Annotated in this window: 12 protein-coding genes and 1 pseudogene; 9 read left to right on the top strand and 4 right to left on the bottom strand. The window is 63.5% G+C overall.

Annotated elements, in window-relative coordinates; genetic code table 11:
- Positions 1–15: 15 nt before the first annotated feature.
- The 3 genes from ASF16_RS20955 to ASF16_RS26315 form a co-directional block, all read right to left on the bottom strand.
- Complete coding sequence (locus tag ASF16_RS20955) at positions 16–1,317, bottom strand: Y-family DNA polymerase (RefSeq protein ID WP_056171851.1); 1,302 nt, start codon at positions 1,315–1,317, stop codon at positions 16–18.
- 25 nt (positions 1,318–1,342) lie between these two features.
- Complete coding sequence (locus ASF16_RS26320; protein WP_369817133.1) at positions 1,343–1,486, bottom strand: LexA family protein; 144 nt, start codon at positions 1,484–1,486, stop codon at positions 1,343–1,345.
- Between the two features lie 54 nt (positions 1,487–1,540).
- A partial coding sequence (locus tag ASF16_RS26315) for a LexA family transcriptional regulator (protein ID WP_156372193.1) occupies positions 1,541–1,892 on the bottom strand: 352 nt, incomplete at its 3' end.
- A 109-nt stretch (positions 1,893–2,001) separates the two neighbouring features.
- On the opposite strand from ASF16_RS26315, the gene ASF16_RS20945 reads away from it, so the two are divergent.
- From ASF16_RS20945 to ASF16_RS20935, 3 genes and pseudogenes are all read left to right on the top strand, one after another.
- Positions 2,002–2,697, top strand: a complete 696-nt coding sequence (locus ASF16_RS20945; protein WP_056171850.1) for an SOS response-associated peptidase — start codon at positions 2,002–2,004, stop codon at positions 2,695–2,697.
- An 11-nt stretch (positions 2,698–2,708) separates the two neighbouring features.
- Positions 2,709–3,023, top strand: a complete 315-nt coding sequence (locus tag ASF16_RS20940) for a hypothetical protein (RefSeq protein ID WP_156372167.1) — start codon at positions 2,709–2,711, stop codon at positions 3,021–3,023.
- 386 nt (positions 3,024–3,409) lie between these two features.
- Positions 3,410–3,646, top strand: a pseudogene (locus tag ASF16_RS20935) (single-stranded DNA-binding protein); the annotation flags it as partial.
- 54 nt (positions 3,647–3,700) lie between these two features.
- On the opposite strand, the gene ASF16_RS25665 reads toward ASF16_RS20935, so the two are convergent.
- Complete coding sequence (locus tag ASF16_RS25665) at positions 3,701–3,910, bottom strand: hypothetical protein (RefSeq protein WP_082517081.1); 210 nt, start codon at positions 3,908–3,910, stop codon at positions 3,701–3,703.
- Between the two features lie 619 nt (positions 3,911–4,529).
- Between ASF16_RS25665 and nirB the strand changes: the two genes are divergently transcribed.
- The 6 genes from nirB to ASF16_RS20905 all read left to right on the top strand — a co-directional run bounded on the left by nirB (position 4,530) and on the right by ASF16_RS20905 (position 14,642).
- Positions 4,530–7,073 (top strand): nitrite reductase large subunit NirB, encoded by a 2,544-nt coding sequence (nirB, locus tag ASF16_RS20930; protein ID WP_056171847.1) that lies wholly within the window; start codon positions 4,530–4,532, stop codon positions 7,071–7,073.
- A gap of 77 nt (positions 7,074–7,150) precedes the next feature.
- Positions 7,151–7,507: a nitrite reductase small subunit NirD gene (gene nirD / locus ASF16_RS20925; RefSeq protein ID WP_056171845.1), complete on the top strand. Its 357-nt coding sequence runs from the start codon at positions 7,151–7,153 to the stop codon at positions 7,505–7,507.
- 71 nt (positions 7,508–7,578) lie between these two features.
- Complete coding sequence (locus tag ASF16_RS20920) at positions 7,579–8,898, top strand: nitrate- and nitrite sensing domain-containing protein (protein ID WP_056171843.1); 1,320 nt, start codon at positions 7,579–7,581, stop codon at positions 8,896–8,898.
- A gap of 367 nt (positions 8,899–9,265) precedes the next feature.
- A complete protein-coding gene (locus tag ASF16_RS20915) occupies positions 9,266–10,078 on the top strand; it encodes a formate/nitrite transporter family protein (RefSeq protein WP_056171841.1) in 813 nt (270 codons plus the stop codon).
- Positions 10,079–10,130: 52 nt separating this feature from the next.
- Positions 10,131–11,876 (top strand): bifunctional protein-serine/threonine kinase/phosphatase, encoded by a 1,746-nt coding sequence (locus ASF16_RS20910; protein WP_056171838.1) that lies wholly within the window; start codon positions 10,131–10,133, stop codon positions 11,874–11,876.
- A gap of 507 nt (positions 11,877–12,383) precedes the next feature.
- A complete protein-coding gene (locus ASF16_RS20905) occupies positions 12,384–14,642 on the top strand; it encodes a hypothetical protein (RefSeq protein ID WP_235507467.1) in 2,259 nt (752 codons plus the stop codon).
- Positions 14,643–14,701: the final 59 nt, after the last annotated feature.

Genomic DNA, 14,701 nt, shown 5'->3' with positions numbered 1-14,701 from the left:
CCCTGCAGCTGAGTGCTAAGCCCGCGCTATTGGCACATCTTCCCAACATGTGGTGTATTGCGGTGTGCGCCTTTCCTGCCTCATCCCCCAGTCCTTCGTGGCGTTGACGCTTCCACCCGTCGCTGCTGAGTGCACTGTCCCCTTACCGTAACGGTTGTTCAGCGAGTCGATAGCCTTCATGAGCTTGCTGCGGTCGCGGTCGTCCTCGTCTTCCAGGTCCAGCTCGCGTTGCACCAGGCTGCACGGGACAAGGTCCAGCAGCATCACCCCAGCCTTTGCCATCCGAAAGCCTGGCTCGTACATGCGCCGCATCCCGGCGGCCGCGGCCCATACAAGTTTCCCCGTGTCTGCCGTGGGCCTGCGCAGCGGCACCACAACCGACTTGTTGAACCGCGGCCCGTCGCGAAACGGCGATGTGTGGCAGAAAACGAGCAACTGGCTTGCCAGGCTGTCCTGCTTGCGCAGCTTCTCCGCGGCCCGGCTTGCAAACTCACTCACGGCCTCGACCAGCGGGGGAAGATCCGTCACGGTGCTGCCGAATGATCGAGTGCATGCAATTTCTTTCTTGGGGTCCGGCGCATCGTCCAGCTGCATGCACTGCATGCCTTGCAGCTCCCGCACTGTGCGCTCCAGTACGACGCTCCAGCGCCGGCGCACGGTGGCCGGGTCCATGCGCACAAGGTCCAGCACTGTGTGAATGCCGCCCTCGTGCAGCTGCGCGCCGATCTTGCGGCCTACGCCCCACACTTCTTCCACCAGCGTCGCCGCCAGGACGTCCTCGAAATCCTGAGCGGGCAGGGCGGTCAGGTTGCAGACTTGGGCCAGTTCGCTGGGGTAGCTGCCGGGCTTGCGCTCTGCCGTCTTCGCGATGTGGTTCGCCAGCTTGGCCAGCGTCATCGTGGGCGCAATGCCTACTCCGCAGGGGATGCCCACCCAGCGGTCGATGCGCTCCCGGATTGCCCGGCTGCGCTTCGTGAGGTCGCCGCGCATGCCATGCAGCCCGACAAAGCTCTCGTCGATGGAGTAAATCTCCTGCGTGGGCCCCAGGCCGGCGGCCAGGCTCATCATGCGGTTGCTCATGTCCCCGTACAGTGTGAAGTTCGCGCTCAGGGCCACCACCCCGTGGGTTTCTTCCATGTGCTGGATCTGGAACCACGGCGCGCCCATTTTGATTCCCAGCGCTTTGGCCTCGTTGGAGCGAGCAATGGCGCAGCCATCGTTGTTGCTCAGCACCACCACTGGCCGGCCCTGCAGGCTGGGCCGGAACACGCGCTCACAGCTCACATAGAAGTTGTTCCCATCGACCAGGGCGTACATAGAGATTCACGCGCAGGCGTTCCGGTCAGGAGGTCGGGAAAATCTTCACGCACCCGCGCACGACGCCCCACACGTCAATCGTCTGGCTGTCGCGAGGGATGATGTCCGGATACGTGGGATTGGCCGCGCGCAGCTTGATGCGGCCTGCGCGTTGGTAGAGGTACTTCACCGTGCACTCGCCGTCCACGATTGCCACGACGATGAGCCCATGCTTCGGCCGTANCCGCGCGCAGCTTGATGCGGCCTGCGCGTTGGTAGAGGTACTTCACCGTGCACTCGCCGTCCACGATTGCCACGACGATGAGCCCATGCTTCGGCCGTATTGCCTTGTCCACCGCGATGATGCTGCCGTCTTCAATCCCTGCATCGCGCATAGAGTCGCCTTTTACGCGCCAAAAGTAAGTCGCCTGTGGATGTACCACCAGCAGCTGCATGATGTCCAGCCGCTCCACCACAAAATCATCTGCTGGCGACGGAAACCCCGCGCGCACGCTCACGCCGCAGATTGGCAGAGCGAGCGACTGCACGGCCACGTCGTAGGGCACCGGCAGCGGGGAATCCAAAAGACTGTACATATTTACAGTGTATCCGATGCGCGGCAGAATGTCGTAGGGCACCGGCAGCGGGGAATCCAAAAGACTGTACATATTTACAGTGTATCCGATGCGCGGCAGAATGTGCTGCATGTGCACCTTCTACGACGTTCCCGGCCGCGAGCAGCTTGTTCTGCACTTCGGTGATCTGCCTGAGGAAGAGTGGCGCGACAAGATGAGCCCGCTGTACCGCGGGCCGTTCTTGCGGGGCGCTGGGCAGGCCGCGGAGCTTGTTGTGGGCCAGTGGGGCATGATCCCGCCGGACTCGCAAACCAGCATTCCCAAGGGCAAGGACGGCAAGCGGTTGTCGACCGTCAACGCAAGGCGCGAGGGGATGGCCAAATCGTGGACCTACGGCGGCCCGTGGCGCCGTGGTCAGCGCTGCATCATCCCCGCGCAGAGCTACGTCGAACCGTATTGGCAGGACGGCGTACACACGGCATGGCAGTTCGCCCGCGCCGATGGCGAGCCGTGGGGCCTGGCCGGCCTGTGGAACGAGTGGACCGACCCGGCCACTGGCGAGGTGTTGCTCAACTTCACCATGGTCACGCAGAACTGCGACGTGCATCCGCTGCTGAGGCTGATGCACCGGCCCGACCCCGAGCGCCCGCCCCACATGCAGGACAAGCGCACCGTTGTGCCGTTAGAAAAGGGTGACTGGGATGCTTGGCTGCGCGGCACGATTGAGCAGGCGGAGGCCCTGATCCAGTTACCGCCGGTCGCGCTGTTCAAGCACGGCCCGCAGGACCCCACCCGGCAGATCGAGCTGCCAATTTTTGTTGAATGAAGGAGTCCCGCATGGCTGATGAACTGACGTTGCAAGAACAGGTGAACCTGCTGCAGGAGCAGATGGAGTTTCAGCAGGAGAGGGCGTCACAGACGATTGCGCTGCTGGAATCCGTCAACGCGCTGCTGCTGGCGGCCGTGCGCCAGTCCGAAAACAAGATCGAAATCATGAACGAGTACATAGCGTTCTGCGACATCGCAGACCACGGGCCAGCGCACGCCGCGCGCTCAGACTATGAAAAAGAGTTCGTTTTGATGGTGCGCCAGGCCACGGTGAATAACGTCATGCAGGGTGACGAGCCAGGGCAGTCCGGCCCGTTGAACTGACGCAATCGCAGCTGTGGGACAATCGCAACAATTTGGTGCATGGGGCAACTTTAGGGGCAACCCTAAACGCCTTTTGGACTTTTGCTAGGTTTGAAGCGGGTTTCACGCGGTATTTCGAATCCCGCCACGCCGACCATTGATAGCAAAAGCCCAGAACCGAAAGGTTCTGGGCTTTTTTGCTGGCGCTATCGAATCGCCGCTGCTCATCCCCTGGGTACTGCAGCCGTGTCCTCCACGGCCCGCCTCAGCAGGCGCCCACAAACAACCAGCCCTCGTTGCCACGCACGCCCCGTGCGTCCTCGGGGTCAAGGACTCACATGATCGATGGATTGGTGTCAGGGCGTCTGTAAGGCGACGCCGAGCAGCGGACCGACAAGACGGGCAAGCCCTTCACCGTGGCCAAGGTGCGCGCCACCACGGCCGACGGCGAGACCTTGTTTGTGAACGTGATCGCGTTTGACAGCGATGTGCGCGCATCCTTGCACCACCTGCGTGACGGCGATGCGCTGGCCGTTGCAGGCAGCCTGGTGCCCAAGGTGTGGACGGACAAGCAGGGCAACACCCGGCCCGCGCTGGACATGGTGGCGCACCGGGTGATCGCTGTGGCCGATACCGACCACTGAGAGCTCTGACCCGGAGCGCGCCTTTCACAGGCCGCTACCGCTGCGTGGATCGGATCAGGCCGAACCTTGTGGTTTCTTGGGTGCCGGCGCGTCAGGCGTGAACCCCAGCGCGTGAAGTTCTTCGTCGCTCAAGTGCAACTCGGTCAGCTCAGGCTGCCTGGCCTCGACCGTGCGGCGCCGCTCGTAGTTGCTGGGAGGGCCTTGTTCCTCTTGCCTGCGGTCTGCGCCGCTGCGCCGGTCTGATGTGGATCTGCGTTCGGTCATGGTGGTGGTGTCTCGGAAGGGGAGTTTTTGTCCCTGGGCTACCGGTGGTGGCTGGAGTTTGCGCCCGCGTGACGGATTTGAAAACGAAAAATTGGCCGCAGGCAGGCGCTGCAGCCAGCCGGGGCCCAGGCTGGCTGGTTTGCTGGGCCACAGAAACTGCGCCGTCGCCCGTCGACCTTCTGCGGGTTGCCTGCCCGTCAGATCTCCATAGATCCCACCCATCGCCATGCACCGACTGACTTCTGGCATCGCCCTATGTTGGGGATGCCCTGCACCGCATTGATGCGACACCGCGGATTCTGTGCGGCTCGCGCTTGCAGCGCCATCTCTGAAAGGCGCGCAGAGCCTGCCTTTCAGGGCAATCAAGCCTCGGCATGGATATTGCGATGAGAGAGCAACCCCGTTGGTAAAGCTGCCCGTGGGACCGACAACAACCCTCCGCTAATGATGGCGGAACCCAGGCGGGCCTTGGCTTCGATGCCTCTTCGCCTGGTTGTTCCAAACCACACCCGTGCTACCGCGGAGGGTGAGGGTGCGGCGCCGACCCCACGGTCCGGCAACGCATGCCCATCCTGCTCCGAGCTCTCCAGGTCAGCCGGGTCATTGCAGGACCACGATCATGAAAATTGTTCTCATCGGCCACGGAATGGTGGGCCACAAGTTCCTCGAAAGCCTGGCGGAAACCGGCATGACCGGCGTGGAAGTCACCGTGCTGTGCGAAGAGCCCCGCGCTGCCTACGACCGGGTGCACCTCTCCGCCTTCTTCAGCGGCACCTCGGCCGACGAACTCTCCCTGGTCGAGCCCGGCTTCTTCGAGCGCACCGGCTTCACCCTGCGCCTGGCCGCACGGGCCGCATCGGTAGACCGCCGCACCCGCACCGTGACCACGGCCGATGGGGAAGTGCTGACCTACGACAAGCTGGTGCTGGCCACCGGCTCCAACCCCTTCGTGCCGCAGGTGGCCGGGCGTGACCGTGACCACTGCTTCGTCTACCGCACCATCGAGGACCTGGAGGCCATGCAGGCCTCGGGCGCCAAGTCCAAGACCGGTGTGGTCGTGGGCGGTGGCCTGCTGGGCCTGGAATGCGCCAAGGCGCTGAGCGACATGGGCCTGGAAACCCACGTGGTCGAGTTCGCTCCACGCCTCATGGCCGTGCAGGTGGACGAGGGCGGCGGCCGTGTGCTGCAGGCCAAGATCGAAGAGCTGGGTGTCACCGTGCACACCGGCCGCAACACGCAGGAGATCACCGATGGTGCCCGCGCGCGCCACCGCATGGTGTTTGCCGACGGCACCTATCTCGAGACCGACATGATCGTGTTCTCTGCCGGTATCCGCCCGCGCGACGAGCTGGCCCGCCAATCCCTGCTGGCCGTCGGTCCGCGCGGAGGAGTGGCTATCGACAGCGCCTGCCGCACCAGCGACCACGACGTGTACGCCATCGGCGAATGCGCATCGTGGAACGAGCAGACCTTCGGCCTGGTGGCCCCGGGCTACGACATGGCCCGCGTCGCAGCACGCCACATCGCGGGCGACGCCGACGCCGCTTTCGTGGGCGCCGACATGAGCACCAAGCTCAAGCTGATGGGCGTGGATGTCGCCAGCATCGGTGACGCACACGGACGCACGCCCCACAGCCGCACGTGCCAGTACGTGGACGAGCGCCGCCAGATTTACAAGAAGATCGTGATCAGCGAGGACGGCAAGCAACTGCTCGGCGCCGTGCTGATCGGCGACGCGACCGAATACGGCACGCTGCTGCAAATGGCCCTGAACGGCATCGCGCTGCCTGAAGACCCCGAGTTCCTGATCTTCCCGTCCAGCGACGGCAAAGCCAAGCCTGGCCTGGGCGTGGAAGCATTGCCCGATGCAGCGCAGATCTGCTCGTGCAACAACGTCACCAAGGGCGCCATCTGCGCCGCGGTGGGCGAGGGCGCCTGCACCATCGCTGAGATGAAGGCCTGCACCAAGGCGGGTGCCACCTGCGGCGGCTGCGTGCCCCTGGTCACGCAGGTCATGAAGATGGAAATGTCGCGCCGCGGCATGGCTGTGAACAACCACATCTGCGAGCACTTCGCGTATTCGCGCCAGGAGATCTACCACCTGGTGCGCGTGGGCGAGATCAAGAGCTTCGACGACCTGCTGGCCAAGCACGGCAAGGGCTTGGGCTGCGACATCTGCAAGCCTGTGGCGGCCAGCGTGTTCGCGTCGTGCTGGAACGAGTTCGTGCTCAAGAAGGAGCTGGCGGGCCTGCAGGACAGCAACGACTACTACCTGGGCAACATCCAGAAGGACGGCACCTATTCGGTGGTGCCGCGCATGCCTGGCGGCGAGGTCACGCCCGACGGCCTGATCGCCGTGGGCCAGGTGGCCAAGAAATACGGCCTGTACACCAAGGTCACGGGCGGCCAGCGGGTGGACCTGTTCGGCGCGCGTGTCGAGCAACTGCCCACCATCTGGGAAGAGCTGATTGCCGCGGGCTTCGAGTCGGGCCATGCGTACGGCAAGTCGCTGCGCACGGTCAAGAGCTGCGTGGGCTCGACCTGGTGCCGCTACGGTGTGGGCGACAGCGTGGGCCTGGCGGTAGAGCTGGAGCACCGCTACAAGGGCCTGCGCTCGCCGCACAAGATCAAGTTCGGCGTGTCCGGCTGCACGCGTGAATGCGCCGAGGCGCAGGGCAAGGACATCGGCATCATCGCCACCGAAAAGGGTTGGAACCTCTACATCTGCGGCAACGGCGGCATGAAGCCGCGCCACGCAGAGCTGTTTGCGTCCGACCTGAACAAGGAAGACCTGGTGCGCATGATCGACCGGGTGCTGATGTTCTACGTGCGCACCGCCGACCGGCTGCAGCGCACCAGCACCTGGCGCGAGAACCTCGAAGGCGGCCTGGGCTACCTCACGGACGTGCTGATCAAGGACAGCCTGGGCCTGTGCGCCGAGCTCGAAGCACAGATGCAGCATGTGGCGGACACCTACCAGTGCGAATGGAAGACCGCCGTGACCGACCCCGAAACGCGCAAGCGCTTCCGCTCGTTCGTGAACAGCGACAAGGGCGACGAGAACGTGCTGTTCGTGGAAGAGCGCGGTCAGATCCGGCCTGCCACCGCCGACGAGCGCGTGCGCGGTGCAGCCAAGGTCATCCCCATCGCCCAGGCAGCCTGAGCGTGGAGCGCGCAGCCGCCCATCGGGCCGGCTGTGCCTCCACCGCATGCGCAACCCACTTTTGAAAGCATCACGCCATGAGCGCACTTCCCCAAAGCACTGAAGAAACCCTCGCCTGGACCGATATCTGCGCGGTCGACGACATCCTGCCCAGCACCGGCGTCTGCGCACTGGTCGCCGACCGGCACGTGGCGGTGTTCCGCCTGGGCGCCGACCGCTTCTTCGCCATCGACAATGTGGACCCGAAGTCCGGCGCCAGCGTGCTGTCGCGCGGGCTGATCGGTAACATCGGCGACCGCGTGGTGGTGGCGTCGCCGATGTACAAAAACCATTTCGATCTGCTCACCGGTGAATGCATCGAAACGCCGGAGCAGTCGGTACAGGCTCACAATGTGCGGGTGGACGGCGGCCGCGTCAGCGTGGCTGTCGCCTGACCCTCCAAGACCCAACGACGGCGCACCGCAAAGCGCCGTCGTCCCTGAACCCATGAACCCAGGAAACTTGCATGCTTGACCCGGTGGCGACTTTGTCCGTTTCAAACCTCGTCCTGCGGTCCAAGCAGCTGGAGATCGACGCCGTGCGGCACCTGGCCAGCCGCGCAGAGCTGGTGGACGTGGTGGGGCAGCTGATCCAGGGCCTGCAGCGCGAGCGCGGTGCGTCCGGTGTGTATTTGGCCTCCAAGGGGCAGCGCTTTGCGGACGTGCGCCGCAAGATGGTGGACGAGGTGGTGCTGCTGGAAACGCGGCTGCGCGAGGTGTTTGCGGAGCACGTCGAACCTGCGCAGGGAGCCACAGCCAAGGCGCTGTCGCTGATGGCCTGGGCCTTGCTGGGCATGGAGTCACTGGCGGCCTTGCGCAGCCAGGTCGAGCGGCAGGCGATGTCGGCCCATGACTCGATTGCCGCATACAGCCATCTGATCGCGGGACTGATCGAGTTGGTGTTCCACGTGGCAGATGCCGCCGGACTGCCCAGCGTGTCGCGCCTGCTCGTGGGCCTGCTGCACCTGGTGCAGGCGCAAGAGGAAGCGGGGCAGGAGCGAGCCCTTGGGGCACTGCTGTTTGCATCGGGCACCGGCAGCGAGGCGCACCAGCAGCGCGTGCTGCACCTCATCGACGCGCAGGAGCGCAGCCTGCGCATCTTTGCCGAGTTTGCCGACCCCGTGCTGCGCACCCGGTGGGACCAGCAGCAACTGGCGCCCAGCGTGGCGCAGCTCGAGCGCCTGCGCCGCACGCTGTGCGTGGCCCGGCCGGGCGCGGTGCTCGACAGCGACCTGAGCGACGTCTGGTTCGACGTGTGCTCCGAGCGCATTGACGCGCTGTGGCACCTGCAGGTCGATCTGGTCAAACAACTGCGCGCCGACTGCGCAGCGCGCATCGAAGAAGCGCAGCAAGACCTGCAAGACTCCAAAGGGCTGCTGCGCGGCCTGCGCGACAACCCACCGCAGCGCACCCACGCGGTGGACCGATTTTTCGACATGGCGTTGGCGCCCACAGCCGTCGCCGCGCAGCCAGGCGGCGCCTACGCGGGCGAGGCCGCTTCGCTGCTGGACCTGCTGCAGGCCCAGTCCGCACGCATGTCCACCATGGAGGCCGAGCTCGACGCGGCCCGCCGCACCCTGAACGAGCGCAAGGTGATCGAGCGCGCCAAGGGCGTTTTGATGGCGCGGCTGGGCATGAACGAAGAGGTGGCCTTCCGGGTGCTGCAGAAGACGTCGATGGACCAGAACCGCCGCCTGCTCGATGTGGCCGAGGCCACGCTCTCCCTGCCCGATCTGGCGGTGGCGCTGCAGCAGGGCCTGCGCGCCCCAAAGACGCCCTCCGAGTGATCCAACTTGGTGCCGCGTTGCACAAGCGCGATGCACTCGCACGCCTCTTGCGCTGAAGAGGCCTGGGGAACGGGCGTTGCACGGCCCGAGGGGCCGTTGCAAGCGCGGTACAAAACTTGCTCATACCGTACCGAGTGCCGGGCTGATGTGGGCCTGCATTCACCACCCTGCAGCCGCAACAACGCGGCAGCAGGGCCGCGGAATTCGCGCATCCAAGGATAACGGCGTCCCTGTGTGTCACCCGGTCAGACGGGTTGCATGCTGGACGCCGTTTTCTTTTGTTGCGCCCCCTCGTGCCGAGGGCTTGATGGGGCAGTCACTCTCTCACTTAGTCGGTCTGTCAGCCACCGCACCCCAAGGAAACTCCATGGCCTATCTCGCCCCTTCCGAATTTGTGACCAAGATGGTCGATTCCGGAGAATCCAAGCTGCTCATGTCCACCCGCGACACGCTGATCCGTTCCTTCATGGCCGGCGCCATGCTGGCCCTCGGCGCGGCCTTCGCCGTCACCGTCACGGTCAATACCGGCAACGCGCTGCTGGGCGCCATGCTGTTCCCGGGCTGCTTCATCCTGCTGTACCTGCTGGGCTACGACCTGCTGACGGGGGTGTTCACCCTGGCCCCGTTGGCCGTGCTCGACAAGCGCCCCGGCGCCACCTGGGCTGGCGTGTTCCGCAACTGGACTCTGGTGTTTTGCGGCAACTTCGCGGGGGCCTTCATGGTGGCCGTGTTCATGGCCATCATCTTCACCTTCGGATTCAGTGAGGCGCCCAACGCCGTCGGCGTGAAGATCGGCCACATCGGCGAGGGCCGCACCGTGGGCTACTCCGCGCACGGCGCCGCCGGCATGCTGACCCTGTTCATCCGCGGCGTGATGTGCAACTGGATGGTGTCTACCGGCGTGGTGGCGGCCATGATGTCCACCTCGGTGTCGGGCAAGGCCATCGGCATGTGGATCCCCATCGCGCTGTTCTTCTACATGGGCTTCGAGCACAGCATCGTCAACATGTTCCTGTTCCCGTCGGGCCTGCTGCTGGGCGGCAACTTCACGGTCATGGACTATTTGGTCTGGAACGAAATCCCCACCGTCATCGGCAACCTGGTGGGCGGCCTGACTTTTGTGGGCGCCATGCTGTACTCCACCCACTACAAGACGGCCCCCAAGCGCAAGGTGGCTTGAGGACCATGCGGTGCTGCATCGGCCTGCCGCGGTCTGAGTTTGGACCTGCGTGATGAGCGGCAAGAACAACGCCCTTGCCGTCACGCTGGGCCAGCACTCGCGGGCGGGGCAGGGCGGCATTAACCAGGACTTCCACGGCGCCATGCTGCCGGCCGAGCCGTTGCGCAGCACCAAGGGCATTGCCGTGGCGCTGGCCGACGGCATCGGCTCCAGCGCGGTCAGCCAAGAGGCCAGTGCCGCCGCGGTGCGCAGCTTTCTGGACGACTACTACGCCACGTCCGACGCCTGGTCGGTGCGCAGGTCCGCGCAGCGCGTGCTGGGCGCCACCAACGCGTGGCTGCACGCGCAAACCATGCGCAGCCACGCGCGGTTCGACAAGGACCGGGGCTATGTCTGCACCTTCAGCGCGCTCATCCTCAAGGGCCGAGACATCCACCTGCTGCACGTCGGCGACTCGCGCATCTACCGGGTGCACGCGCAGTCGCTGGAGCCGCTGACGCAGGACCACCGCGTGCATCTGTCGTCGGTGGAGTCCTTCCTGGGCCGCGCGCTGGGCACGGGCCCCAACGTCGAGATCGACTACACCACCCTGCCGGCGGACGTGGGCGCCATCTACCTGCTGGCCACCGACGGCGCGTACCTGCACATCGATGCCGCGGCAGTGCATCAGGCACTGGCTCTGCATCCTGACGACTGGGACCGCGCCGCCCAGGCGCTCGTGGACACAGCACAGGCACGCGGTGCCGACGACGACATGACGGTGCAACTGCTGCGGGTCGATGCACTGCCTGAGGTGCCGCTGCGCGACCTGCAGGCCCTGCGGGCCGACTTGGCCATCGCACCGCTGCTGGCGCCCAACGCGCGGTTCGAGGGCTACCGCATCGTCCGAGAACTGCACGCCAGTGCCCGCAGCCACGTGTATTTGGCGGTGGACGACGCGACGGCGCAGCAGATGGTGCTCAAAACGCCCTCCATAGAAATGGCCGGCGACGCGCTACACCTAGACCGCTTCTTGCTGGAGGAATGGGTCGCCCGGCGCATCCACAGCCCGCACGTGCTGCGGCCCCATGTGCACGAGCGCCCCAGGACGCACATGTACGTCGCCATGGAGTTCGTGGAAGGGCACACCCTGGCGCAGTGGATGATCGACCACCCCAGCCCCGACCTCGACACCGTGCGCGGCCTCATCGCCCAGGTCGGCAAGGGGCTGCATGCGTTCCATGTCAAGGAGATGCTGCACCAGGACCTGCGCCCGGACAACGTAATGATCGACCGCCAGGGCACCATCCGCATCATCGACTTCGGCTCGACCCGCGTGGCCGGCCTCGAAGAGGGAAGCCAAGACCCGCGCGCCGACGCCATCGCCGGAACGCTGCAGTACACGGCGCCGGAGTACTTCGTAGGGCAGGAGGGCAGTGCGCAGTCCGACCTGTTCTCCTTGGCCGTGCTGGCCTACCAGATGCTCACCGCGCAACTACCCTACGGCCTGCACGCCGCGCGGGTGCGGTCAGTGGCGGACATCAAGGGGTTGCGGTACGTGCCGGTACGCCATTTCAGGCCCGACCTGCCGCAGTGGCTGGACAGCGTGCTCCAGAAGGCTTTGAACCCTGACCCGGCGCGGCGCCAGGAGGCGGTGTCGGAGTTCCTGTTTGATCTGCACGCACCAGGACGCGCATTCCGTCAACGCCAGTCGGTGCCTCTCGTGCAGCGCAACCCCGTGGTGTTCTGGCAGACCATCAGCTGGGTGCTCGGGCTCTCGGTCGTGGCTTTGTTGGGGGCGCGCGCGTTGGGGTGGTGATGGCATCAGCAGGGGTGTCAGACTGCGTTTCGTCTCAGACCCGACTCGTTGTTGCCGTGACGATTTTCCCCACTCTCCAACGAATGGGTGTGTGGTTAGCGCCAGCGCCTCCAATGTGTGAGCAGGGGCAGCTCTGGCCGGACGAGCCTTTACATACGCTTGTCCCAACACCAGCGCCTTGTGTGCCCAGACGACGACGCGAGATTTTTGAGCGGTCATCCGGCATGTGTCACTACTGCCATACACCTCTTGAATTGCTCGGCAAGTGGCACATCGAACACCCAACTGCCCCGCGCTCTTGGGGGGAGGGGTGAAGGCGTCCTGAACCTAGTTGCGGCTTGTGTGCCGTGCAATCTAAAAAAGAGCGACAGCACCGCCATCCAGTTTGTAGCGCAAGGCGCAAGGGCCGAATAGACTTGATTCGCCCCAGCTAGGCCCGCGAACCGAAAAGCGGGTTTCCCTGCCCGCCTGCTGGGGCTCCTGTTCAGGGTTCGCTTGGGGAAAGCGATGACATATCTGCCAAGGTTAGCCAGCGTGGAACAAGCGTGTTCTTGGCTCGCAGTTGAAACGAACGAAGCCTGGACGCTGCAGCGACTGATGGAGTACCGACTACGCCCGTACTTCTGGCTAGAGCACGACGAAAAATTGCCGCGGCTATCCAACAACAGATTGGAAGGAGTCATGGCGGAAATGGTTTTTGGCGGAGACCTTCAGCGATTGGAGTTTGACGGTCATGAGCCTTTTGTCACCATGTTTCGTACTGAGGATGGAACGCTTTGCAAGAGTGAGCCAGGCTTCAAGCTGCCACTGCATGAACTGCGATTCAAGAGGCAGGAAATTGAAGAAACGGCCAACCTCGTGAATCAAAGAAAAAAGCCAAGGGAAGCGGCACTCACACCGCGGGAGCAGAACCTAGAGAAGCGTCCTTTCACTGTCCACCTTGAAGAAGGCAAGGTAGTGAAGTTCTGCGACCTAGCCCACATCATCGCGAAGGCGATGTACCCCAGCGATGCGGACCTTGGTTCTTATGGCATCACCCGATTGACATTGGACGATGATTTGCTTGAAGCCGTCAAAACGCAGGAGCTGACGGTGCGTAATCCTGCAGGGATGGGCGCAATCACTTGGGTCGCGCCGAGTGCGCTGAAGAGCGGCGTGTTGCTACCTTCTGAGTTAGGCGCATTCTTGGGAAAACGGGGTATTGGCTTAGTTTTACTGCCTCACGGAAGTGGCCCGATTTACTGGACCATAGAAAATGCGGCGCAGGACATAGCAAAGCAAGAGAGTCTGCACAGCGGTGCTTGCGGGACATTGCTTGACGCAATGGTTGACGCGGCAAATGCGCGGGAGTTGACTGTCCGCGACCCCCATACTTGCCTGCCTTTTTTCCCCTTGGTGGCACGGCAGTTCTACGAGTTGGTGACACATGGCGACGTGAACAAATGGTTGGAACAACAAGGTACCCCCTACAGGTGGAGAACAGTCGAAGCGACGAGCGCTTACCTAAGTGGCGCAGTGATATTGAATATTGGGGGCCGTTCGGCGCTACCGGTCCGTGCCCTGCCTTACGTCACAAGCTGGAACCTCTCCCCCGATGAGGTCGCTGGGAATCTAGCTCGCAAAACGGGGGCACACGCACGACTGCAGAACACATCGGCACTCCATCTAGTCGGTGATATGCCGACCAAGATGCTGGCGAATGAGTGGGACGCCTTTGTGGTGCAACTGGACGCGCTGAAGGCTGCCCTAAGCAATCTGTATCAAGGAGAGGAGGACGCTGACTCACGGCGTTACGCTGACTGGCGTCAGAGGTCGGCATCGCTCCTGCCAGCAGGGGTTTTCGTGTGGCTTGACGATTTCCACAATGACCATCAGCGCGACTTCTCGCCTGAAGCCGTCACCTATACCCAGGAGCGGGGCGGGGAGCGTGAGTTGAATCTGAGCCCATACATGGACGCTCAGGCCTTGGCGATGGTCATGGAGGGCTTTGATAGCGTTCAGCACTCAGCGTCACAGTCGATCCGTGAAGCGCCTTTAGCAAGCGACCTGATTGCATTTACGTCTTGGTATGACGCAACGTTGAGTGCGTCGTATTGGTGGGGGCTGTCTGACCTGCAGCCGGCTGAAGCGGCGATGCTTCTATGTGAACAAGACCCCCACGAGGAACCGACGCCAGAAAGGACGACCACGTCCGAAACTACCCCACTCGACTATCGCAAGCTGCTTCGCGCTTTCACGGATGTCGCGAAAAGAGAGCCAAGCCCCCGAACCCTGAGCGTCTGGCATAAACATGCGAGAGCCGAGAGATTGAAGTATCACAGCTGGATTGACCGGTATGCATCAGCTGTGAACCAAAGTGGCGATTGGGAATGTGACAAAACGGCGGCTTCTTTCGAAATGCAGGGCGCATTTACTACGCCGCCCAACGGTACGCCTAGCGTCGCTAGGGACGGGATAACGGCAGCACAGGTGGCAGCCATTTTTGATGCGTTGCCCTACACGGCCGAGAACTGGACAAAGCGACTTAGTGATACCAAGTGGCTGCAGTCCGCGCGGGTCTCCTTGGGCGCAGCAGGTGGGGCAACAAGTCTTTGGTGTCCAGCAACTTTAGCAAGGCTGATACACGGAAAAGCCAGAGCTGGGGATAAGCAGAAAACGCTAGAAGCCCTGAACAGAAAGTTCAGGAATAAATCGGTATTGGCACCATGGCGTACCGATTGGGATGATCACTACGCCGTGTTTAACGATGCAGATGAGCATCAATGAATTTCCGGGAGTTAATTCCGATTTTTGGTGTCGGGTAGGTGGTAAGTCTTTGATCTGTA

Origin of the sequence: Acidovorax sp. Leaf78, from assembly GCF_001422735.1 — a bacterium.
Lineage (GTDB): Bacteria > Pseudomonadota > Gammaproteobacteria > Burkholderiales > Burkholderiaceae_C > Acidovorax.
Note: the sequence above shows the minus strand (reverse complement) of the source record. Positions and strands in the feature narration are given on the sequence as shown.